This is a genomic window from Streptomyces sp. CC224B (assembly GCF_030010595.1).
Taxonomy (GTDB): domain Bacteria; phylum Actinomycetota; class Actinomycetes; order Streptomycetales; family Streptomycetaceae; genus Streptomyces; species Streptomyces longispororuber.
Map to the genome: position 1 here is coordinate 1 of NZ_JASCXL010000086.1, position 19,899 is coordinate 19,899.

Sequence of the window (19,899 nt, forward strand, 5' to 3'; positions counted from 1 at the left end):
TGGCGGCGCTGCTGTCCCCGGCCCGCGCCGGGGCCACGCCGCCGCCCGCCCCGGCGCTTGAGGCGCCCGAGGGCACCGTGCTGCTGCCCAACCTCGACGACGACACCCGCCGCTGCCGGCTGCGCCCCGGTGACCTGGACCGCCTCGACATCGCCGTGGACCGGCGGCTCGCCGCCTGCCACGACGCCGCGGACGACGTCGTCAACGGCCGCGCCGACACCGCGGACCTCACACCGGTGCGGGTGCGTCCGACCCGGGCGGCCGGTGACACGGGCGGACGCCTCTCCGTACCGCCCGCCCAGCGCCCGTACGTACGGGTCTTCGTCGAGCGGGACGGGCGGTACGTGCCGCTCGGCGACCGGGGGCGGCTCACCGGGCGGGAGGTGCGGCAAGGGGTGCGGCTCGCCGTGGAGGGGCGCGACATCGTGCGGGACAAGGCACGCTGGGACGGCGCGGTGGACCTGACGCTGACGGTGACCGGGGCGGAACCCCGGCGCGCCACGCTCACCCTGCGCATGGCCCCCGTGCTGCTCCACCACGACCTCCAGCGCGCCCAGCACGTCTTCGCCGCCGCGCCGGGGCCCGGCGCCCCGGACAGCGGCCGGCCCGCGGAGGTGACCGTCCACACGCGGCCGCCCGGGCAGTGGCGGGCCTTCGCCGACTCGCTGCGCGCCGCGACCCGGGCCGCCGGGCTGCCCGACCGGCACCTGCGCTTCCAGGCCGGTACGGCGCGCTGGTGGCGGGACATCTGGCGGCAGGACGTCGTCGAGCCCGGCTACGTCACCAAGCCGCTCCCGGGCGGCGGGGAGCACACCCTGCGCGTCCTGCTGCGCTCCCCCAACTACTGGAAGGCGGAGGACGGCACGCGCGAGAGCCTGCGCCGCTCGGGACGGCTGCTCTTCCGCGACCTGCGCGGCCCGGGCGTCGGCGTCGTCCAGCAGTACACGACCCGGCGCGGCCCCGGAGTCGACGAACTCCTCAACTTCACCGGCAACATCGAGTCGCTGCCGCCCTACCCGGGCCACCCGGACGGCCGGATCGTCTACGGCGCGACCGAGCGGCGCCACCCCGACCCGTCATTCACGCGCCTGCTGCGCGCCCAGGGGCGGCAGGAACCGGTCGTCCTCGACACGTCCTGGCTGCTCGCCGGGCACGCCGACGAGACCGTGCACGTGGTGCGCGCGGACAACGCCCGCGGCTGGACGCTCGCCGTCTCCGACCCGCGCCTCGCCCTCGGCCTGCTGCGCGAGGCGCGCCGCGCGGGCGCGGGCGGGCAGCGGCTGTTCGCGGACACCGTCGCCCCGGACAAGCCGACCGTCGACGAGGTGCTGCGGCACGAGGCGGCCGAGGGCGACAACGCCGACGCGGCCCGGCACATCGACGGCCAACTCGCCGTCCTGCTGCGCGAGACCGGGCTGCGGGCGGACGAACTCGTCCGCCTGCCCGTCCTGTACGGGCGCGTCGAGGCCGGGGCGGGCGGCTCGCGCCGCCACATCGCCTTCTCCCCCGCGCTCGCCAACGGCCTGTCCCTGACCGCCCGCGACTACGCGGCCCCGGTCCCGCACGGGCCCCGTGTCGCCGGGCGCGACCTGTTCCGGGAGGCGGCCGAGCGGGCCCTGGCGGCGGGCGGCGTACGGGTGCGCTGGGTGGAGAACTTCTCCTGGGCGCACCTGAGCCTGGGCGAGGTGCACTGCGCGACCAACGCGCTGCGCGAGACCGGCCGCGGCACCCGGTAGCACCCTCACGGACCGGCCGCCGCCCGGTGGGGAACCGCGGGCCTATAGGGCACCGCGGCCCGGGTGCCAAGCGATCGGCCGATTCGTCATGCTGTCGCGTGACGCGGCCGACCCGGGCGGCCGCGTCCCGGAACAATGGAGTCCATGTCTGACGACTGGAAGCGGCAGATCGACGCGCTCCACAGCGAACTGGTACGCCGCGACGACCCGGCCGAGTGGGTCGGCGAGGCCGACGCCCTGGACGCCTCGTACCGGTATCCGCACCTCGCCGTGCGCGGCCCGGTGTTCGGGCTCGCCGCCCGCGAGGCCGGGGAGGGGACGCAGTGGCGGCTGCTCAACGACGTCGTGGACGGCACCCCGCAGCAGGCCCGGGACGGCCTCAACTCCCTGCTGTGGTTCAAGGCCAAGGACGAGGTGGAGACGCGCGCCGAACGCCGGGCGCTCCTCGCGGCCGTGGCGCGCCTGGAGCGCGAGCGGATCAACGAGGTCACCGTGCTCGGCACGCACTACCGCGTCGTCCGGGGCGAGGAGTTCGCGCGCACCGGGCGGGACGGTCTCGAACCACCCCGCCCCACCGATCCGGAACCACTCGTTCCGTCGTGGGACGAGCGGTCGACGACGGCCTCGCACGACGCGGGCTTCGTCCTCGCCCCGGGCCAGGACGGCGGCGTCATGGCGGGCGCGCTGCGGCTCGCGCTGCGCGACTTCGCCTACGTGGCCGACGACTACCCGCCGGAGGCGGAGGAGGAGGCGCGGCGGGCCCTGCGGGAGTACCCCGACGTGGTCCTGCTGCCGGTGAGCTTCGGGGTCGCGGAGCGGCGCGGCGAGCAGTGGCGGCCGCGCGGCGCCCTGATGCCGACCCCGCACGACGCGCGCCGCCTGCTCGTCCACGGCCTGACGGAGTTCTGGCCGCTGCTGTACGAGCTCGACGAGGCCAGGCGGGCGGCGTTCGCCCGCGCCGCGGAACGGTTCAAGGCGGCGGGCCGCGCCAACGAGGCCGTCGTGGGCAAGCAGTGCTTCCGCATCTGCCGCGTGGAGCGCATGGTCCGCGTCGGCCCGGGCGGCCCGGAGCCCGCGCGCCCCTCGGACATCGAGACGACGGAGCCGATGAGGCTCCATCCGCGGATGGACGAGGACGGGGTGGTGCACTTCGGCGAGTGAGCGGCGCGGGGCCGCCCTTGCGGGCTTGGGGGGGGGCGAGACCCTGCTCCGGAGACCCTGCCGCGGGTCTCGTGGTGTCGGCCTGACGAGCGTGCCCTGTGGGGCGCGCGCCCCGGCACTCGCGGGCAGGCGTGCGCGGGCAGGCGTGCGCGATGCCCTCGCGTGGCGCCCCGCTCGGGGTGCGCTCTCGGCGCGCTCGAGGGCGGGCCGGGGCGCCGGGGCCTCCAGGGGGCGCGGGGGCGGCCGTCCCGTCCGGCCGACCGGACACCGCTGCTCAGGGCGGTGCCGGGGAGCTCCGGGGGTGACCGGCCACGGGTCCGGGCAGGATCCGTCCACGGCGGCCGGCACCGGTCCGCTTGCGGTGGCCGCCCCGGTTCTGGTTGCGTCACGCGCGGACGTCCGACCGAACCGCGGCCAGACCGCCTCCCGCCTCGACGGAGTGTTGATGACCATCGAACCGAAGACGACCGCCCGGACCGGCGACACCGCCGCCACCACGGCCCTGTGGCTGCGGCGCCCGCAGCGGCGGCCGGGCGCCCGCACCACGCTGGTGTGCCTGCCGCACGCGGGCGGCACCGCCTCCTTCTTCGTGCCCTGGGCCGCGTTCGTGCCGCTGGACGTGGAGCTGGTCGCCGTGCAGTACCCGGGCCGCCAGGACCGGCTCGGCGAGAGGCCCTTCACCTCGATGTCCGAGCTGGCCGACGCCGTCGCCGACGTCCTGCGCGCCGGGATACCCGCCGACCGCGAGCTGGTCCTCTTCGGGCACAGCATGGGCGGCGCGCTCGCCCTGGAGACCGCGCTGCGCCTGGAGGCGGACCCGGGACCGGCGCCCCGGCACCTGTACGTCTCCGGGCACGAGGGCCCGCGCCGCAAGCGCCGCGGGTCCGTCCACCAGCTGCCCGAGGAGCAGCTGGTCGCGAAGGTCAAGGAGCTCGGTGGCACCGACCCCCGGCTGCTCGACGACCCGGACGTCCGCGAGATGGTGCTGCCCGCGATCCGCGCCGACTACCGCCTCATCGAGACGTACCGCCCGGACCTGGAGGCCCGGCTGCGCTGCCCCCTCGCGGTGTTCAGCGGCGACCAGGACCCCGACGTGGGCCCCGAGGACATCGAGGCGTGGCGCGAGGTGTCCACCCGCACGGACGCCTTCTTCTCCCGGGTGCTGCCCGGCGACCACTTCTACCTGGCGCAGCACGCCGAGCGCATCGTCGCCGAGATGTTCGGCCGGACCGGCCGGGCCTGAGCCGCGGCCGGCCCGGCCGGGTCCGTCTCCGCACCGGAGGTGCCCGCGGTTCAGACCCCGGCGCGCTCGGGTTCCCGCGCGGCCGCCGCGGGGGCCTTCGCCGGTGCCGTCGTACGCGGCCCGTGCGCGGCCTTCAGACCCAGCAGGGCGACCGCCACGACCAGGACGAACGCCGCCCCGGCGATGGCGAAGCTCAGGGTGAACTGACTCTCCGCGGGCAGCGCGGGCAGCCCCGCCGGGAGCTCGATGGTCTTCGACGCGAGCAGCGAGGTGATCATCGCGCTCGCCACGGCGCTGCCCACCGAGCGGGAGATGGAGTTGATGCCGTTGGCGATGCCGGTCTGGTGCGCCGGGACGCTCGCGACGATGAGCGCGGGCATGGAGGCGTAGCCGAAGCTGATGGCGAGGCCGACGACCATGCCCGCCCCGATCACCGAGGCGCTGCTGCCGTGCGCCAGGGTCAGCCCGGCGAAGCCGAGCACGCCGAAGGCCGCGCCGAGGGCCAGCGTGAGCCGCGCCCCGATCCGGCGCACCAGGACGCCGCCGAACTGTGCGGCCACGAGGGAGACCAGCGTGGTCGGCAGCAGGTACACCACGGAGGCGCCGAGGACGGAGGCGCCGAAGCCGTAGCCGGCCACGTTCTCGGGCATCTGCACCAGGTACGACACGCCGATGAACTGGGCGAACATGGCGAAGCCGAGCAGCAGGCCGGCGAGGTTGGTGAAGAGCACCGGGCGGTGCGTGAACATCTTCATGTCCACCATCGGCTCCTTGACCCGGCTCTCGGTGAACGCCCACACGCCCGCCATCACGACTGCGGCGGCGAAGGAGCCGAGCGTACGGCCCGACGTCCAGCCCCACTCGTGGCCCTGCGAGATCGGCAGGAGCAGCAGGACGAGCAGCAGCGCCAGCGTCAGCGCGCCCAGCCAGTCGGTCCTGCCGCCGGTCTTGGAGCGGGAGGCGGGCACGACGAGGAGCACGCCGACGAGCGCCACCACGGCGAGGACGACCGCGAGCCAGAAGACGCGGTGGTAGTCGGGGTCGTCCCCCTGGGTGAGGAGCCCGGCGCCGACCAGGGCGAGGCCGCTGCCGAACGCGAGGGTGCCGCTGACCAGGGCCATCGCCCCGTGCAGCCGCTCCGGGCGGACCTCCTCGCGCAGCACGGACAGGGCCAGCGGGAAGATCGCGGTCGCCGCTCCCTGCAGCACGCGGCCGACGACGAGCCAGGTCAGGGACGTCGTGGTGGCGGCGAGCACCGAGCCCGCGATCATCACGAGGAGGACGCCGACGAGCGTGGGCTTCTTGCCGTGCTGGTCGCCGAAGCGGCCGAGGAGCGGCGTGAAGACGGCGGCGGACAGCAGCGTGGCCGTGGTCACCCAGCTCACGGCGGCCGTGGTGGCGTCGAGATCGCTCTGGATGATCGACAGGATCGGCACGACCAGCGTCTGCATCATCGAGACGACCATGGCGGCGAGCCCGAGCACCAGGACGACCGCGGTCTGCCCTGAACGCCGTGGGTGCGCCGTGTGCTGTGCGTGGGACACGGAGACTCTTTCCAACTGCTCGCACCCTCCGCCCCCGAGTACTACGCGTACGTACGGGGACGACGAGGCCTGCGAGGCCTTGAGAACATCGAACCTTGAGAACCTGGAACCTTGAGGTTCTCAAGCAAGCTCCCCACTGTAGGGAACATTAATTGAGATGGTCAAGTTTCAAGGCGTAAGGTGGCTCCATGCCAGAAACCTCGCGCACGGACACCGGCCGGCTGATGGAGATGCTCGCGGTGTCGCTCGGCGCCTACTACGGCGACTTCACGGCCGCGTCCGCCCGGGAGAACCTCACCGCCAGCCAGGGCAAGACGCTGAGCGTGCTGCGCCGCGGCCCCGCCGCCATGCGCGTGCTCGCCGAGCTGCTGGCCTGCGACGCCTCGAACATGACGGGCATCGTCGACCGGCTGGAGAAGCGCGGGATGGTCCGCCGCGAGCCGAGCCCCGGCGACCGGCGCGTCAAGAACGTCGTCCTCACCACCGAGGGTGAGCGCGCCGTCGACCGAATCCGCGCCAACATGCGCACCACGCGGGAGGGACTCGAGACCCTCGACGAGCAGGAGCAGGCAACCCTGCACGACCTGCTGCACCGCGTCTTCACCACCCACCCCGCCACGTCACGCCAGGCCCCGCCACAGGACTGACCGCTCGGGTCACGGCACGTCGCGTGAGCCGGCCCGCCTGCACAGCCCGTAACCGCCTCACCCCGCGAACACCGTCCCCGCAAGCCCCTCCCCCGCGTCCGGCACCACGAGGACCGACCCGGACATCGGGTGCGGGCGGTGGTGGCCGACGCGGGCCGTGGTGATGTAGAGGTCGCGCAGGCCGGGGCCGCCGAAGGCGCAGGACGTGGGGCGGGGTACCGGGAGCCGCAGGACGCGGTCCAGGGTGCCGTCGGGGGTGTAGCGGCGGACCTGGCCGCCGTCCCACAGGGCCACCCACACGCAGCCCGCCGCGTCGACGGTCAGGCCGTCGGGGAAGCCCGCGCCCTCCTCGACCACGGCGAACGGGCGGCGCGGGCCGGGTCGCCGTCCCTCCATGCGGCAGACGTCCACGCGCCGCGTGGGGGTGTCGACGTAGTACACGAGCGTCCCGTCGGGGCTCCAGCCGATGCCGTTGCTGACGGCCACGGCCGGGAACAGCCCGGTCGTGGTGCCGTCGGGCGCCACGCGCACGAGGTGGCCGCCGCCGGGGGCCTCGTCGTAGCGCATGGTGCCCGCCCACAGGGAGCCGTCGGGGGCGACGGCCGCGTCGTTGCCGCGGCGGCCGGGTACGGGGTCGCGGACGAGCCAGGAGAACGCGCCGTCCGGCGCGTAGAGCCCGACGCCGTCGCGGAGGTTCACCACCAGGCCGCCGCCCGCGCGGGGCTTCGCCGCGCCGACGTGCTGCTCGGTGGCGAGGACCGCCCGGCGGCCGGTTCCGGGGTCGTACGTGTGGACCCGCGCGCCTAGGACGTCCACCCAGATCAGCCGTCCCGCCGCCGCGTCCCAGGTGGGGCCCTCGCCCAGCTCCGCGTGCGCGTGGACGGCGACCTCGGCCGCGGCGCGCGTCACCGCGGGCCCCGGTGGCCGAGCCGCGCGGACAGGTCGCCCGCGCCCTTCACGGCCAGCTCCGACAGCTCCGTCTCGCGCTCCTCGCTCCAGCGGATCATCGGCACGGAGATGGAGAGCGCGGCCACGACGCGCCCCGCGCTGTCGCGCACCGGGGCGGCCACGCAGCTCACGTCCGGGTTGGACTCGCGGTGCTCGGCGGCGACGCCGCGCCCCCGGATCGCGGCCAGCTCGGCGCGCAGGGCGTCCGGGTCGGTGATGCTGTCGGGCGTCATGGCCGCGAGGTCGCGGTGCGCGACGCGGGCGTCGAGCTCCGGCGCGGGCAGTGAGGCGAGGAGCATCTTGCCGACCGCCGTGCAGTGCGCGGGCAGCCGGCGGCCCGCGGCGGAGACCATGCGCACGGCGTGCGTGGAGTCGACCTTCGCGATGTAGATGACGTCGGTGTCCTCCAGGATCGCCACGTGGACCGTCTCGTCGCACGTCTCGGCGATCTCCCGGGCCACGCGCTGCCCCTCCGCGGCGAGGTCGAGCTGTTCGGCGTAACGGCTGCCGAGCTGGTAGGGGCGCACACCGAGGCGGTAGCGCCCGGGCTGCTCGGGGACGGGGGCCAGGTAGGAGCGCGCCGCGAGCGTCGTGAGCAGCTCGTGCACGGTCGTGCGCGGCAGTTGGAGCTTGCGCGTGACCTCCGGCGCGGACAGGGTGCCGTCGCCGTCCAGGAACAGTTCCAGTATGTCGAAAGCCCTGGTCACCGCGGGGACAAGGCGCCCCATTCCGTCCACCCACCCTCTTGTTCGGCACTTCGGCCATTGGCCGGTATGACGAACACAGGCTATGCACAACGGCGTTGGTCAGGCAATGGTCCCCCCGGGCTGCCTTCCTGCGCGACCCATTGACACCCGCGAGAGAGGCCCCTTACGGTCACGCCACCATTTCGAACGCATGCCGAAATATCGAACGGGACGGGGCAACTGCCGTGCGCATCACGGGAATCAGCACTCACGTCGTCGGGACCCCCTGGCGCAACCTCACCTACGTCCTCGTCCACACCGACGAGGGTCTGACGGGGGTCGGCGAGACCCGCATGCTGGGCCACACCGACGCCCTGCTCGGCTACCTCCGCGAGGCCGAGGCCAACCACATCGCCGGGTCCGACCCGTTCGCGGTGGAGGACCTGGTCCGCCGGATGAAGTACGGCGACTACGGCCGGGCCGGGGAGATCGTGATGTCCGGCGTCGCCGTCGTCGAAACGGCCTGCTGGGACATCAAGGGCAAGGCCCTCGGCGTACCGGTGTGGCAGCTCCTCGGCGGCAAGGTGACCGACCGGGTCAAGGCGTACGCGAACGGCTGGTACACCACCGAGCGCACCCCGGAGGCGTACCACAAGGCCGCTCAGGAGGTGATGGCCCGCGGCTACCGCGCCCTGAAGATCGACCCGTTCGGGACCGGGCACTTCGAGCTGGACGCCGAGCGGAGCCGGTACGCGGTGTCCCTCATCGAGGCGGTGCGCGACGCGATCGGGCCGGACGCCGAGCTGATGCTGGAGATGCACGGCCGGTTCTCGCCGGCCACGGCGGTGCGCCTGGCGCGGGAACTCGCGCCGTTCCGGCCCGCCTGGCTGGAGGAGCCGGTGCCCCCGGAGAACCTCAAGGCGCTGGCCAAGGTCGCGGGGAAGGTGGGCATGCCGATCGCCACGGGCGAGCGCATCCACGACCGGATCGAGTTCCGCGAGCTCTTCGAGTCGCAGGCCGCCGACATCATCCAGCCCGACCTCGGGCACATCGGCGGCATCCTGGAGACCCGCAAGCTGGCCGCCACCGCCGAGACGCACTACACGCTGGTCGCCCCGCACAACGTGGGCGGCTCGGTGCTCACCGCCGCCTCGCTGCAACTCGCCGCCTGCACACCGAACTTCAAGATCCTGGAGCACTTCAACGACTTCGCGGACGCGGAGATCAAGAAGGTGGTCAAGGGCGCCCCGGCCGTCGACCCGGAGACCGGCTGCTTCGAGATCTCCCACGCCCCGGGCCTCGGCGTCGAGCTCGACGTGGACGCGGCGGCCGAGTTCCCGCAGCAGCGAGCGCGGTTCGACCTGTGGGCCGAGGGCTGGGAGAAGAGGGCGCCGAAGTGAACGGGCCGCCCCTGGACACACCCGGCACCACCAGCCGCGCCGTCGTCGTCGACCGGCCCGGTCACCACCGTCTCGTACGACGCGAGGTGCCGGTGCCGGGCCCGGGCGAGGTCCTCGTCCGCGTCGCCGCCGCCGGGATCTGCCTGAGCGACCGCGAGGTGTACGACGGCCGCCGCGACGCAGCGTACGTGCGCTACCCGGTCGTCCCCGGCCACGAGTGGGCCGGCACCGTCGTGGCCGTCGGCGACGGCGTCGACGCGGCGCTCGTCGGGCGCAAGGCCGTCGCCGAGGGCTTCCGGGCCTGCGGCACCTGCGAGCGCTGCCGGTGCGGTGAGACCAGCCTGTGCGCCGGCGGCTACGCGGAGACCGGGTTCACCGAGCCGGGCGCGTTCGCCGACCACCTCACCGTGCCCGCCCGGCTGCTGCACCCCCTCGCCGACGACGCCGACCTGCGTGCCGCGGCCCTCCTGGAGCCCGCCGCCGTCGTCGCGGCCGCCGCGCGGATGGCCCGGCCCCGTCCCGGCGAACGCGTCGCCGTGGTCGGCGCGGGCACCCTCGGGATGCTCGCCGTGCAGTTGCTCGCCGCGTCGTCGCCCGCCGAACTGGCGGTCGTCGACCCCCGCGCGGCCCGCGGCGAGCAGGCGCTGGCCTTCGGCGCCACCGCCGCGCTGACCCCGGCGGAGGCCGCGTCCGCCAACGGCCGCTTCGACCTGGTCGTGGAGACCGCGGGCGCGCCGTCCACGGCGGCCTCGTCCTGTCTCCTCGCGCGCCGCGGCGGCCGGGTGGTGCTCACCGGGATGTTCGCGCCGGGCGCCACCGGCATCGACCCGGTGCACCTGTCGCTGAGCCAACTGGAGCTCCGCAGCGTCTTCGGCGCGTCCTCCGCGGCCTGGACCGACGCCGTGCGCGCGTTCGGCACCGGGCTGCTCGACCCGGGCGCCCTGGTCACGCACGAGTTCCCGCTGGAGGAGTTCGGCGCGGCCGTCGCCCTCGTCGGCGGCGGCGCCCCCGGGACCGGGAAGGTGCTGCTGCGCCCTTAGGGTCCGCGGGGCCGGGCGACGGTACGGCTGCCTCCGCGACGGAACGGCGGCAACGACCGGACCGGCGGAACCGACCGAGCCGACGGGACGGACGGGACCAACCGAACCGACGGGACCGACCGGACCGACCGGACCGACCGGACCGACGGGACCGACGGGACCGACGGGACCGACGGAACCAACCGAAGCGACGGCACCGACGGCACCCGTACCGGACCGCCCCGGCAGCCCCTCACCACCGTGCGCCCCAGCTCAGCGCTTCCGTGCACCCACCACCTCGTACGACGTCCGACATACCGAACACTGGAGCCCGCGTGCCCCCCTCACCCACCCCGCCCGTCCCGCCCTTCCCCTCCGCCGTGCTCCCGCCGAAGGCGCCCCGCCGCCCCGGCGTGGACGCCCTCGCCCGCGTCGGCCACGCCGTCCCGGTGCCCGACCCCGCCGACGCCTCCCCGTACGCGTTCCCCGACGGCGGCACCTGGCGTACCGAGGTGCCGTCCGTGGAGGGGCCCGAGGCCCTGGCCGTCGTCCTCAAGGAGAGCGCGCGCCTCGACGTGCCCGTGCACCGCGTCAGCCAGGGCAGCGGCGTGTGGATGCTCACCGACGCCGAGATCACCGAGATGGTGGATGCCTGCGCCGCCCGGGACATCGAGCTGTGCCTGTTCACCGGGCCGCGCGGCACCTGGGACACCGGCGCCTCCACCCGGACCGACTCCGGCGGCGCGGGGCTGCGCGCCCGCGGCCACGACGCGCTCGCCGGGTGCGTCGAGGACGCCCTGCGCGCCACCGAACTGGGCGTGCGCTGCCTGCTCGTCGCCGACGAGGGCGTGCTGTGGACGCTGCACCGGCTGCGCGCGGCGGGCCTGCTGCCCGCGGACACCACCGTCAAGGTGTCCGCCCTGACGGGCCCGGTGAACCCGGCCTCGTTCGCGGTGTACGAGCGGCTCGGCGCCGACTCCCTGAACGTGCCGTCCGACCTGACGCTCGACCACCTCACCGAGATCCGCCGGGTGAGCCGGGCGCCGCTGGACATGTACGTCGAGGCGCCCGACGACCTCGGCGGCTACGTGCGCATGTACGAGGTCGCCGAGCTGATCCGGCGCGGCGCCCCGCTGTACGTGAAGTTCGGCCTGAGCAGGTCGCCCGGGATCTACCCCTACGGCGCCCACCTGCGCGAGCACACCCTCGCCACCGCCCGCGAGCGGGTGCGGCGCGGGCGGCTCGTCCTCGACCTGCTGGCCCGGCACGGCGCGGACGGCGGCCTGTCGCCGCTCGGCTCGCGGCTCCCGGGCGGCCTGGAGCGATTCCCCGTACCGGAAGGGAGCTGACCCATGCGCATCCGCACACCGGCCGCCGCCCTGCTCGCCGCCGGGCTGCTCGCCGCGTCGCTGACCGCCTGCGGGCAGGAGGCCAGGGGCGGCAGCCGCTACGAGCCGGACACCGGCAAGGGCGCCACCATCGGCCTCGCCATGCCCACCAAGGCCTCCGAGCGGTGGATAGCCGACGGCGAGAACATGGCCGAGCAGTTCGAGAAGGCCGGCTACAAGACCGACCTCCAGTACGGCGACGACAAGGTCGAGAACCAGATCGCCCAGCTCGAGAACATGATCACCAAGGGGCGCAGCCTCCTCGTGGTCGCCGCCATCGACGGCTCGGCCCTCAGCGAGGTGCTCCAGCGGGCGCACGACGCGGGCATCCCCGTGATCTCGTACGACCGCCTCATTCTCGGCAGCGAGCACGTCGACTACTACGCGTCCTTCGACAACGAGCGCGTCGGCCGCCTCCAGGCCCAGTACATCGTCGAGAAGCTCCGGCTCGGCAGGCCCGGCGAGGGCGGCGACCCGTACAACATCGAGCTGTTCGCGGGTTCGCCGGACGACAACAACACCCGGTACTTCTGGAACGGCGCCATGAGCGTGCTGCGGCCGTACCTGAAGAGCGGCCGGCTGGTCGTGCGCAGCAAGCAGACGCGCATGAACCAGGCCACCACGCTGCGCTGGGACGGCGGCACGGCGCAGAAGCGCATGGACGACCTGATCAGCAAGAACTACGGCTCGGCCCGGGTCGACGCGGTCCTTTCACCGTACGACGGGATCTCCATCGGCGTCATCTCCGCGCTCAAGAGCGCCGGTTACGGCACCAAGGGGCAACCGCTGCCGGTGATCACCGGGCAGGACGCGGAGCTGGCGTCGGTGAAGTCCATCATCCGCGGCGAGCAGACGCAGACCGTGTTCAAGGACACCCGGAAGCTGGCCGCGCGGACGGTGGCGATGGGCGACGCGGTCCTCAACGACAAGAAGGTCCAGGTCAACAACACCACCGACTACGACAACGGTGAGAAGACCGTGCCGGCCTATCTGCTCGACCCGGTCAGCGTCGACAAGTCCAACACCCGGCTCCTCGTGGACGAGGGCTACTTCACGGCGGGGCAGCTCCGGTGACCCGGCCCGTCCTGGAGATGCGCGGGATCACCAAGACCTTCCCCGGCGTCACGGCGCTCTCCGGCGTGCACCTCACCGTGCGGGCCGGGGAGGTGCACGCGATCTGCGGGGAGAACGGCGCGGGCAAGTCGACCCTGATGAAGGTCCTCAGCGGGGTGCACCCGCACGGCAGTTACGACGGGGAGATCCGGTTCGAGGGCGCCCCGGTCGCCTTCAAGGACATCCGCGCGAGCGAGCGGCACGGCATCGTGATCATCCACCAGGAGCTGGCGCTGGTCCCGCACCTGTCGATCGCGGAGAACATCTTCCTCGGCAACGAGCGCGCCCGGCGCGGCTTCGTCGACTGGAACGACACCCTGAGCCGGGCCGGCGCCCTGCTGAAGCGGGTCGGCCTGCGGGAGAAGCCGACGACCCCGGTCGCCGACCTCGGCGTGGGCAAGCAGCAGCTCGTGGAGATCGCCAAGGCCCTGTCCAAGGAGGTGCGGCTGCTCATCCTCGACGAGCCGACGGCCGCCCTGAACGACGAGGACAGCGCCACGCTCCTCGACCTCATCCTGGAGCTGCGCGCGCAGGGCGTCGCCGCGGTGATCATCTCCCACAAGCTGAACGAGATCCGGCGCGTGGCCGACGCGGTGACGATCCTGCGCGACGGGCGGACCATCGAGACCCTGACGGTCCGCGCGTCCCCGGACGCCGAACCGGAGCTGTCGGAGGACCGCATCATCCGCGGCATGGTCGGCCGCGACCTCGACCACCGCTTCCCCGAGCGCACGCCCTGCACGAGCGCGGACGCGGGTGCCCCCGCGCTGTCCGTGCGCAACTGGACGGTCCGGCACCCCGTCGACCACCAGCGCACCGTCGTCGACGACGTGTCCCTGACCGTGCGGCGCGGCGAGGTGGTGGGCGTCGCGGGCCTGATGGGCGCGGGCCGCACCGAGCTGGCGATGTCCGTCTTCGGCCGCTCCTACGGGCAGTACGTCGCCGGGACCGTGGCCGTCGGCGGGCGCGAGGTCTCCACCCGCACCGTGCCCGCGGCCGTCGCCGCCGGCATCGCGTACGTCACCGAGGACCGCAAGCGCTACGGACTCAACCTCATCGACGACATCAACCGCAACATCTCCCTGGCCTCGCTGCCGGGCATGCGGCGCCGCGGCGTCCCGGGCCTGGTCGACGCGCACCACGAGCGGTCCGTCGCCGAGCGCTACCGCAGGACGATGAACATCAAGGCCCCCACCGTCCTGGAACAGGTGGGGCGGCTCTCCGGCGGCAACCAGCAGAAGGTCGTCCTGAGCAAGTGGATCCACGCCGACCCCGAGGTGCTGATCCTCGACGAGCCGACGCGGGGCATCGACGTCGGCGCCAAGTACGAGATCTACACCGTCGTCGACCGGCTCGCCGCGCAGGGCAAGGCCGTGCTCCTCATCTCCTCCGAACTGCCGGAGCTGCTCGGCATGTGCGACCGGATCTACACGATGGCCGAGGGCCGGCTGACCGGTGAGGTCACCCGGGCGGAGGCCACCCAGGAAGTCCTGATGCGCCACATGACGGCGCACAGAAGCTGAAGCGCCCCCGACCCGAGACCAGAAGCCGAGGCTCCGCCATGACCACCACGACCACCCCACCGAAGGACGCGTCCGCGCCCCCGCCCGCGCCCCGGTCGGCCGGCGCGCTGCTCGTCGAGCTGGCGCGCGCCAACATGCGCCAGTACGGCATGCTCGTCGCGCTGGCCTTCCTCGTCGTCCTGTTCCAGATCTGGACGGACGGCACGCTGCTCCTGCCGAGCAACGTCTCCAACCTGATCCAGCAGAACGGCTACATCCTCATCCTGGCCATCGGCATGATGATCGTCATCGTCGCGGGCCACATCGACCTGTCGGTGGGCTCCCTGGTGGCCTTCGTCGGCGCCATGTCGGCGGTGATGATGGTCAAGCACGACCTGCCCTGGGTGCTCGCGCTCGTCCTTTCGCTGCTCATCGGCGCCGTCGCGGGCGCCTGGCAGGGCTTTTTCATCGCGTACGTGGGCATCCCGTCGTTCATCGTCACGCTGGCCGGGATGCTGCTGTTCCGCGGGCTCACCCAGATCGTCCTGGAGGGCCAGTCGCTGTCGCCGTTCCCCGACGGGTTCCAGAACATCGCCAAGGGGTTCATCCCGGAGATGGGCCCCTACACGCAGTACCACAACCCGACCCTGGTGATCGGCGCGGCGACGGTCGCGTTCCTGCTCTTCCGCGAGTGGCGCCACCGCAGGCGGCAGCTCGCCCACGGCCTCGACGTGACGCCGGCCGTGCTGTGGGCGGCCAAGTGCGTGGCCATGACGGCGGCCGTGGTGGCCTTCACGCTCACCCTGGCCAGCTTCCACGGCGTGCCGGTGGTGCTGCTCATCATGTGCGGGCTGCTGATCGGGCTCGGCTACGTGATGCGCAACGCGGTCGTCGGCCGCCACGTGTACGCGCTCGGCGGCAACAAGGACGCCGCGAAGCTGTCCGGCGTGAAGGACAAGCGCGTCACGTTCCTGATCTTCGTCAACATGGGCGTGCTCGCCGCGCTCGCGGGCTGCGTGTACGCCGCCCGCCTGAACGCGGGCACCCCGCAGGCGGGCCTCAACTTCGAACTGGAGGCGATCGCCGCGTCGTTCATCGGCGGCGCCTCGATGAGCGGCGGCGTGGGGACCGTCATGGGCGCCGTCATCGGCGGCCTGGTGCTCGGCGTCCTCAACAACGGCATGTCCCTGGTCAACATCGGCACGGACTACCAGCAGGTCATCAAGGGCCTGGTGCTGCTCGCCGCCGTCGGCTTCGACGTCTGGAACAAGCGCAAGGCCGGCCGCTGACAGCCCCCTCCACCCGACCTTCCCCCCTTGGGAGAGACACATGGGAACGAGCAGACGAACCGTCCTGACGGCGGCCGCGGCCGCCGGTCTGACCGCGGCCGCGGCGGGCACCGCGCACGCCGCCCGGCCCCAGAAGCCCACGCGGGAGCCGTTCGGGGCGCTGCCCGACGGCACCACGGTGCACCGCTGGAGCCTGGAGAACGGCGGCACCCGGATGAAGGTGCTGTCGTACGGCGGCATCGTGCAGTCCCTCGAACTCCCCGACCGGCACGGCCGGTACGCGAACGTGTCGCTCGGCTTCGACAACCTCCCCGGCTACCTGGCCGCGACCACCTACTTCGGTGCCCTGATCGGCCGCTACGGCAACCGCGTCGCCCGGGGCCGCTTCACCCTCGACGGCAGGACGTACCAGCTCTCCGTCAACGACGGCGGGAACAGCCTGCACGGCGGCGCGCGGGGATTCGACAAGCGGGTGTGGGACGTCGAGCCGTTCGCGGACCGCTCCGGCGTCGGCCTGGTGCTGCGGTACGTGAGCGCCGACGGCGAGATGGGCTACCCCGGCACGCTGCGCGCGAAGGTCACCTACACCCTGACGGCGAGCGGCGACTGGCACGTCGCGTACGCGGCGACCACCGACAGGGCCACGGTGGTGAACCTCACCCAGCACACGTACTTCAACCTCGCGGGCGAGGGCAGCGGCGACGTCCTCGGGCACGAACTGCGGCTGGAGGCCTCCCGGTTCACGCCCACGGACGCCACGCTCATCCCCACCGGGGAGCTGGCCGCCGTGCGCGGCACGCCCTTCGACTTCCGGCGGGCGAAGACGGTCGGACGGGACATCCGCGCCGGGCACGCGCAGGTGGTCACGGCCCAGGGCTACGACCACAACTGGGTCCTGGACAAGGGCGTCACGCGGCGTCCCGGGCCCTGCGCGACGCTGCGCGACCCGGGGTCGGGGCGCACCCTGCGGATCGCCACGACGGAGCCGGGCGTGCAGTTCTACTCGGGCAACTTCCTGGACGGCACGCTGACGGGACCCTCCGGCCGCACCTACCGGCAGGGCGACGGGCTCTGCCTGGAGACGCAGCACTTCCCCGACTCCCCGAACCAGCCGGCGTTCCCCTCCACGGTGCTGCGGCCCGGGGAGGTGTACACGTCGACGACCGAGCACCGCTTCTCGGCGGCCTGAACGGCAGCCCGAACAGCGCCCCCGACGACGGCAGGTCGAGCGGCGGGCGGACGGCGGGTGGTCAGCGGCGGCCGCGCGCGGCGCCGTGGCGGACCGGGGTGAGCACCGCGACGGTGTCCGGGGCTCACCTCGGGTCCCGCTACGAGGGCGGCGGCGCGGCCGTCGGCCTCCTGAGCCGGGCGCCACCGGGCGTCGCGGACGCGGACGGGAACGCGGAGGTCACCGCGGACGCCGGGCCCGGGCCGCCGCCCAGCGCCGGGCAGATGCACTCGACCCGCCCGCAGTACGGGCAGACAGGAACCATGGTTGTCATGTCATGCACTATGCCCTGCCGAAGTCAAGATTCCGTTAGAAACCGATGATTATCGGCTAGCTCACAGTGTCCACGAGGTCCGCCGCCGGATACGGTGACCGGCATGGCCGATACCTGGAACGACGCCGACGCGGGTGTACTCCGGTTGCCCTCGGGGCGGTTGGTGCGTGGGCGCGGGCTGCGCCACCCGCTGCCGGAGGGGCCCGTGCCCACGTTCGCCGTCCACCTCCTCGGCCGGCCCGCGCCGCCGGTGGCGTGGGAGGCGCGCTGGCTGCGCTGGCCCGACTTCCGGCTGCCCGCGGACCGCGAGGAGGCACGGCGGCTGCTCGGCGAGGCGTGGGCCCGCGCCGCCACGGAGCGCGTGGAGGTCGCGTGCGGCGGGGGCGTCGGCCGCACCGGGACGGCCCTCGCATGCCTCGCCGTGCTCGACGGCGTGCCCGCGGACGAGGCCGTGGCCTACGTCCGCGCGCGCTATCACCGCCGCGCGGTGGAGACACCGTGGCAGCGCCGCTACGTCCGCGGCTTCCGGAGCTTCCGGAGCTAGAAGCCCCTCCGGGCCGGTTCTCATCCGGTCAGGCGGCGCACCAGGCTCACCAGGGCCTGGCGCTGGGCTGCGGGGCCCTCCTCCACGACGGCGGGCATGAGCATCCGGGCCAGCTGCGGCAGCGTGAACCATGACGCGGTCAGCGCGATCACCGCGTGCATGAGCTGGCCCGGCGCGACGTCATCGGTCAGGGCGCCGGCCCGCTGCGCCTCCACGACGGCGGCGATCTTCTCGTCGTAGTGGTCGGTGCGCTCGCACTCGGCCGCCACCCGGACCTGGCACTGCAGGCCCTCCCAGGCCAGCAGGCGCACGAAGTGCGGATGCTCGCGGTGGTAGTCGAAGACCCGGCCCGCGTAGTCACCGAGGTCACCGGCTTGCTCGCGGGTCAGTGGCACCGCGGCCGCGATCTTCCGCAACTCGGATTCCAGCACCGCGACGAACAGCTTCTGCTTGCTGCCGAAGTACTGGTAGATCCGCTCCTTGTTGACACCGGCGCGGTCGGCGACCCGGGCGACGCGGGCTCCCTCGGGGCCGTGCTCGGCGAACTCCTCCACCGCGGCGTCGAGCAGGAGCTGTTTCGTGCGTGCTGTGTCCCAGGCCATGGTCTCATCCTAGGCCATCTCCAACCCTACGGTTGGACTTCGGGGAACCCCTGTGCCAGACTCCAACCCAACGGTTGGAGATGCCACTCCTGCCCATCCGACCTGGGGAGACACCCATGCCCGCCAGCACGCCTGCCACGCCCGCGCCCCCGTCCGTCCACCGCCGGGCGTTGATCACCTGGCTTGCCGTCTACCCGACCATCACGGTGGCCCTCGGGGTGCTCGGACCGGCCACCGCCCACCTGCCGCTTCTGCTGCGGACGTTGATCCTCACCGCGATCGTCGTCCCCGTCGCCGCCTATGCCCTCATCCCCCTCCTGATGAAGGCCAACGCCGCGTTCACCCGCTGACCGGCCCCGCCCGACGGTCCGCACCGGCCGTGCCGCCGCGCCTCCCCCGGAGGGCGGCTCCGGGCCCCGCCGGTCTGCCGGGAGCCGCCGGTCCGGTCACCGCCCCAGGGACACCGGGCCGTCCGGTACCGGGACGCCGAAGTCGGGGGTGCCGTCGGGGTGCCAGGCCAGGCGCTGGACGCGGGTGTGGCGGTTCGGGTCGTCGAGCGGGTCGCCGACGATGTCCCGGTACGGGCGGGCGTGGTAGACGAGCACGTCGGTGCGGCCGTCCTCGGCGACGGTGAAGGAGTTGTGGCCGGGCCCGTACTGCCCGGTCGCGTCGCTGCTGGTGAACACCGGCCGCGGCGACTTGGTCCAGGAGCGCGGGTCGAGCAGGTCGCGGTCGGCGTCGGCGGTGAGCAGCCCCATGCAGTAGTGGGCGTCGGTGGCGCTCGCGGAGTACGTCATGAAGACGCGTCCGTTCCGCTGCAGGAACGCGGCGCCCTCGTTCACCTTGAAGCCGACGCACTCCCAGTCGTACTCGGGTGTGGTGAGCCGCACTTGGGGACCGGTCAGCGTCCAGGGGTTCGCCATCCGGGAGAGGAAGACGGCGCTGTTGTGGTCGACGCCCGGCTCCTTCTGCGCCCAGGCGAGGTAGCGCGCGCCCCGGTGGGTGAAGGTGGTGGCGTCGAGCGAGAAGGTGTCCCAGGCGGTGGCGATCCGGCCCTTCTCGGTCCAGGTGCCCTTGAAGGGGTCGCGGTGGGGGTTCTCCAGGACCCACATGCGGATCCGCCACACGTCGTGCGCGGGCGCCGCGGCGAAGTAGAGGTACCACCTGCCGTCGACCCGGTGCAGCTCGGGCGCCCAGATGTGCGCGGCCATGTCCCCGCTGGTGTGCCGCCGCCAGACGACGGCCTCCTCGGCGGTGGCGAGGCCGCGCAGGGTGCGCGAGCGGCGCAGGACGATGCGGTCGTACTCGGGCACGGTGGCGGTGAAGTAGTAGTGGCCGTCGCGGTGCCGGGTGACGTGGGGGTCGGCGCGGTTGCGGACGAGGGGGTTGATGACGGGGGCGGACGCCGCGGCGGCCCCGGGCGCGGCGCCTTCGCGGGCGGCGGCCCCGGGCGCGAGGGAGAGGGTTCCCGCGGCGGCGCCTGTGGCGAGGGCGCCCTTCAACAGCATTCTGCGGCCGGGGAGTTCGTGGCGCGTCATGGAGAGGTCTGCCTTTCGACGGCGAAGGTGACCGTAG

General features: G+C 73.6%; 18 protein-coding genes. 13 read left to right on the plus strand and 5 right to left on the minus strand.

The annotated features are described in order from the left end of the window. The 3 genes from QK440_RS29035 to QK440_RS29045 form a co-directional block, all read left to right on the plus strand. A partial coding sequence (locus QK440_RS29035; RefSeq protein ID WP_282796193.1) for a protein-arginine deiminase family protein occupies positions 1-1,736 on the plus strand: 1,736 nt, incomplete at its 5' end. 144 nt (positions 1,737-1,880) lie between these two features. Then, entirely contained in the window at positions 1,881-2,897 is a 1,017-nt protein-coding gene (locus QK440_RS29040; protein ID WP_282796194.1) for a DUF5954 family protein, read from the plus strand. Positions 2,898-3,342: 445 nt separating this feature from the next. Further along, positions 3,343-4,140: an alpha/beta fold hydrolase gene (locus QK440_RS29045; RefSeq protein ID WP_282796195.1), complete on the plus strand. Its 798-nt coding sequence runs from the start codon at positions 3,343-3,345 to the stop codon at positions 4,138-4,140. Positions 4,141-4,190: 50 nt separating this feature from the next. Here QK440_RS29045 and QK440_RS29050 read toward each other — a convergent pair whose 3' ends face one another. Continuing rightward, entirely contained in the window at positions 4,191-5,684 is a 1,494-nt protein-coding gene (locus QK440_RS29050) for an MFS transporter (RefSeq protein ID WP_282796196.1), read from the minus strand. A gap of 224 nt (positions 5,685-5,908) precedes the next feature. Between QK440_RS29050 and QK440_RS29055 the strand changes: the two genes are divergently transcribed. After that, positions 5,909-6,331, plus strand: coding sequence for a MarR family transcriptional regulator (locus tag QK440_RS29055; protein WP_282796224.1), 423 nt, complete (start codon positions 5,909-5,911; stop codon positions 6,329-6,331). 57 nt (positions 6,332-6,388) lie between these two features. Here the strand turns inward: QK440_RS29055 and QK440_RS29060 are convergent, their stop codons facing one another. Both QK440_RS29060 and QK440_RS29065 read right to left on the minus strand, forming a co-directional pair. After that, positions 6,389-7,240, minus strand: a complete 852-nt coding sequence (locus QK440_RS29060) for an SMP-30/gluconolactonase/LRE family protein (protein ID WP_282796197.1) — start codon at positions 7,238-7,240, stop codon at positions 6,389-6,391. Beyond that, positions 7,237-8,007, minus strand: a complete 771-nt coding sequence (locus tag QK440_RS29065) for an IclR family transcriptional regulator (protein WP_282796198.1) — start codon at positions 8,005-8,007, stop codon at positions 7,237-7,239. Before QK440_RS29065 ends, QK440_RS29060 begins: the two co-directional genes overlap by 4 nt. 203 nt (positions 8,008-8,210) lie before the next feature. Between QK440_RS29065 and QK440_RS29070 the strand changes: the two genes are divergently transcribed. The 8 genes from QK440_RS29070 to QK440_RS29105 all read left to right on the plus strand — a co-directional run bounded on the left by QK440_RS29070 (position 8,211) and on the right by QK440_RS29105 (position 17,722). Continuing rightward, positions 8,211-9,365: a mandelate racemase/muconate lactonizing enzyme family protein gene (locus QK440_RS29070; protein ID WP_282796199.1), complete on the plus strand. Its 1,155-nt coding sequence runs from the start codon at positions 8,211-8,213 to the stop codon at positions 9,363-9,365. After that, complete coding sequence (locus QK440_RS29075; RefSeq protein ID WP_282796200.1) at positions 9,362-10,405, plus strand: alcohol dehydrogenase catalytic domain-containing protein; 1,044 nt, start codon at positions 9,362-9,364, stop codon at positions 10,403-10,405. The genes QK440_RS29070 and QK440_RS29075 overlap by 4 nt, the downstream gene beginning before the upstream one ends. A gap of 314 nt (positions 10,406-10,719) precedes the next feature. Continuing rightward, a complete protein-coding gene (locus tag QK440_RS29080) occupies positions 10,720-11,733 on the plus strand; it encodes a hypothetical protein (RefSeq protein WP_282796201.1) in 1,014 nt (337 codons plus the stop codon). A 3-nt stretch (positions 11,734-11,736) separates the two neighbouring features. Next, the gene (chvE, locus tag QK440_RS29085; RefSeq protein WP_282796202.1) at positions 11,737-12,846 is read left to right on the plus strand and encodes a multiple monosaccharide ABC transporter substrate-binding protein; all 1,110 of its coding nucleotides are present in this window, start codon (positions 11,737-11,739) and stop codon (positions 12,844-12,846) included. 17 nt (positions 12,847-12,863) lie between these two features. Then, the gene (mmsA, locus tag QK440_RS29090) at positions 12,864-14,408 is read left to right on the plus strand and encodes a multiple monosaccharide ABC transporter ATP-binding protein (RefSeq protein WP_282796225.1); all 1,545 of its coding nucleotides are present in this window, start codon (positions 12,864-12,866) and stop codon (positions 14,406-14,408) included. 38 nt (positions 14,409-14,446) lie between these two features. After that, complete coding sequence (gene mmsB / locus QK440_RS29095) at positions 14,447-15,676, plus strand: multiple monosaccharide ABC transporter permease (protein WP_282796203.1); 1,230 nt, start codon at positions 14,447-14,449, stop codon at positions 15,674-15,676. A gap of 40 nt (positions 15,677-15,716) precedes the next feature. After that, positions 15,717-16,865: an aldose epimerase family protein gene (locus QK440_RS29100; protein WP_282796204.1), complete on the plus strand. Its 1,149-nt coding sequence runs from the start codon at positions 15,717-15,719 to the stop codon at positions 16,863-16,865. 416 nt (positions 16,866-17,281) lie between these two features. Continuing rightward, a complete protein-coding gene (locus QK440_RS29105; RefSeq protein WP_282796205.1) occupies positions 17,282-17,722 on the plus strand; it encodes a protein-tyrosine phosphatase family protein in 441 nt (146 codons plus the stop codon). 20 nt (positions 17,723-17,742) lie between these two features. Here QK440_RS29105 and QK440_RS29110 read toward each other — a convergent pair whose 3' ends face one another. Then, on the minus strand, positions 17,743-18,324 hold the full coding sequence (locus QK440_RS29110; protein ID WP_282796206.1) for a TetR family transcriptional regulator: 582 nt from the start codon (positions 18,322-18,324) through the stop codon (positions 17,743-17,745). Between the two features lie 116 nt (positions 18,325-18,440). Here QK440_RS29110 and QK440_RS29115 point away from each other — a divergent pair, with 116 nt between their 5' ends. Further along, on the plus strand, positions 18,441-18,674 hold the full coding sequence (locus QK440_RS29115) for a hypothetical protein (protein ID WP_282796207.1): 234 nt from the start codon (positions 18,441-18,443) through the stop codon (positions 18,672-18,674). 96 nt (positions 18,675-18,770) lie between these two features. Here QK440_RS29115 and QK440_RS29120 read toward each other — a convergent pair whose 3' ends face one another. Next, positions 18,771-19,862, minus strand: coding sequence for a glycoside hydrolase family 43 protein (locus QK440_RS29120; RefSeq protein ID WP_282796208.1), 1,092 nt, complete (start codon positions 19,860-19,862; stop codon positions 18,771-18,773). Positions 19,863-19,899: the final 37 nt, after the last annotated feature.

Excerpts from the sequence above, each read along its gene's own strand:
- QK440_RS29040 (WP_282796194.1), top strand. The coding sequence starts at position 1,881 with ATGTCTGACGACTGGAAGCGGCAGATCGACGCGCTCCACAGCGAACTG.
- QK440_RS29045 (WP_282796195.1), top strand. The coding sequence starts at position 3,343 with ATGACCATCGAACCGAAGACGACCGCCCGGACCGGCGACACCGCCGCC.
- QK440_RS29055 (WP_282796224.1), top strand. The coding sequence starts at position 5,909 with ATGGAGATGCTCGCGGTGTCGCTCGGCGCCTACTACGGCGACTTCACG.
- QK440_RS29065 (WP_282796198.1), bottom strand. The coding sequence starts at position 8,007 with ATGGGGCGCCTTGTCCCCGCGGTGACCAGGGCTTTCGACATACTGGAA.
- chvE (WP_282796202.1), top strand. The coding sequence starts at position 11,737 with ATGCGCATCCGCACACCGGCCGCCGCCCTGCTCGCCGCCGGGCTGCTC.
- mmsA (WP_282796225.1), top strand. The coding sequence starts at position 12,864 with ATGCGCGGGATCACCAAGACCTTCCCCGGCGTCACGGCGCTCTCCGGC.
- mmsB (WP_282796203.1), top strand. The coding sequence starts at position 14,447 with ATGACCACCACGACCACCCCACCGAAGGACGCGTCCGCGCCCCCGCCC.
- QK440_RS29100 (WP_282796204.1), top strand. The coding sequence starts at position 15,717 with ATGGGAACGAGCAGACGAACCGTCCTGACGGCGGCCGCGGCCGCCGGT.
- QK440_RS29105 (WP_282796205.1), top strand. The coding sequence starts at position 17,282 with ATGGCCGATACCTGGAACGACGCCGACGCGGGTGTACTCCGGTTGCCC.
- QK440_RS29110 (WP_282796206.1), bottom strand. The coding sequence starts at position 18,324 with ATGGCCTGGGACACAGCACGCACGAAACAGCTCCTGCTCGACGCCGCG.
- QK440_RS29115 (WP_282796207.1), top strand. The coding sequence starts at position 18,441 with ATGCCCGCCAGCACGCCTGCCACGCCCGCGCCCCCGTCCGTCCACCGC.
- QK440_RS29120 (WP_282796208.1), bottom strand. The coding sequence starts at position 19,862 with ATGACGCGCCACGAACTCCCCGGCCGCAGAATGCTGTTGAAGGGCGCC.